1 protein-coding gene is annotated in these 1,867 nt (G+C 58.7%); it reads right to left on the bottom strand.

What is annotated here, in order from left to right:
• Positions 1–1,330 (bottom strand): hypothetical protein (locus tag OXE05_04915; protein MCY4436658.1); only part of this gene is annotated, 1,330 nt, incomplete at its 3' end.
• Between the last annotated feature and the right edge of the window lie 537 nt (positions 1,331–1,867).

The raw sequence follows: 1,867 nt of genomic DNA, 5'->3' as shown, positions 1-1,867 counted from the left end.
GGCCCTGGCGCGTCGGGAGCACATGATCTCGGGCCTTAACATGATTGGTGAGCGCCTCCAGGATAGAGCGCTCTGCCGACCCGGCCTCGGGCACCTCAACTAAAGCCTGCAGGATCTGCGCAACCAGCGCGTTGCGCTGTGGGCCGAGTTCATCAATGTAACTGTTCACCGTGCCCTGATCGCCGCCGCGCCAGAGCTGCATCAACTTGTGCACCTGGTCTATCAGCGGCACAGGCCGCCCGCCCGGACCTTCAACTCCTAGATTGCGTCCCGTGCGCCGGTTCCAGGGCTTCAGCTTGACTTTGGCGCCGCCCCCGCCGCCGGTCTCTTCTCCTTCCCCCCCGCTGCCGTCCTGCTCAACCGCTTCGCCGGCGCCGCGCTTTCTGCCCCTCGCCAGCAAATCGTGCTGGTTCACCAGCGCCGCGTCGGAGAGGTTGCAGGAAAGCGCGTAGAGGATACATCCGCCGACCGGCGCCTCGCCCATGCCGAAGTCATTGCGGTGCAGCAGGTAGTATGTGGTGACGTCGTCCAGTCCCGTCACCGCCTCCTCGCCGTCCTGGGACAGCACGCGCCCGACCACGAAATCGACCACCATGCGCCGCACCTCGCGCAGAAATTCCGAAACATTCATCAGTTTGTCGGGATCGTTTGCCTTCTTGACCGCCGGGTACTTGCTGAACGCCTCCAGCGCCGGCCCGGTCGCCGCCCACACGAAGTCCGGCCCGCGGATGCCGGCGTCCCAGAAGTCGCGTAGCTGCTGGGTTATATTCTCCCGCATCTCCTGCAGCACGCCGCTGTCCCAGCCAGGACGGGCTAGGGGACGCCTTTTACACACCAACCAGATGGATGACGACAGAGCAGCGGAACTAACAGATCGCAATCGCGTCTGCCGCTCAGTCTGGATTGGCCAGGATGCGTCTACAACGAAACCTGCCCGGATGAGGGCAGCTACAAGCGTCTCCCAGGCGTCAGGGCTCTTGCTCGCGAATACTACGACGAGCCGCCCGTCTTGCTTGAGCGCATTCAAACACGTACTGAACGCTCGCGCCATCCCCTCTTCGTAGTTTTCCTTAGAACGTCTCTTATCTCCACCAAAGCGACTGGCGTCATCAATTAGCTCTCCATCATTGGCTTCACCATCCCACTTTGGTCCCAGCCGGGGAACAAAAGACTCCCGCAATTCATCCGAGAAGCTGTGCGCGGCGCGCCTAAGCCAAATGTGGAAAAAATCCATCAAGTCAGAATACGGGATGGCATCGTAGTAAGGTGGATCGGTGATGATAACATCGAATCCGCAGTGTTGCCCACCGATTGCAGACTTCAATTTCACGCTTGGCCTTGGTGCATCTACTGTGGCCTCCTGAAGATGATCAACAACTCTGGTCACCCAATCATACGCACTGTCCAATCCCCCAGATGCTGTCGTAAATGGACAGACTTCAGCAATGTCCCAAACCATAGGAAGTGCGAATCGACTAAATTGGTGTCCTATTTTCTCGTGGTTATTCACCCAGATGCAGCCAGTACTACCATAGTCAGCCTGCCTGTCCATGATGCAGGACAAAAAGCCTGCAATTGCGTCAGCAAAGCCCCTAGAATGTAACCTGTTGACCTGTGACTTCGCTTCAGCTATGGCCTTGATGAGGGAACTTAGTGTTGCAAGCTGCCGACTCGTAAACAGGTTACGCCACGTGTCAAGCCCGTACAGCGGGACACGTATTCCAGGGGCTTCTTTGCTCGGAAGCGGTTCTGCCGGCAGACCAAATGGAATCTCATCGTACAACGCCTCTAGCTCCTCCTCCGGCACTTCCGCCACCGACCGTTCATGCTCTGTGGGTAGCCGGTACTCCTTTCCCTCCCGGCCATC

It is taken from the genome of Chloroflexota bacterium, from assembly GCA_026710945.1.
In the GTDB taxonomy this organism is placed as follows: domain Bacteria; phylum Chloroflexota; class UBA11872; order VXOZ01; family VXOZ01; genus VXOZ01.
This window is presented reverse-complemented; position numbering and strand designations above follow the sequence as displayed.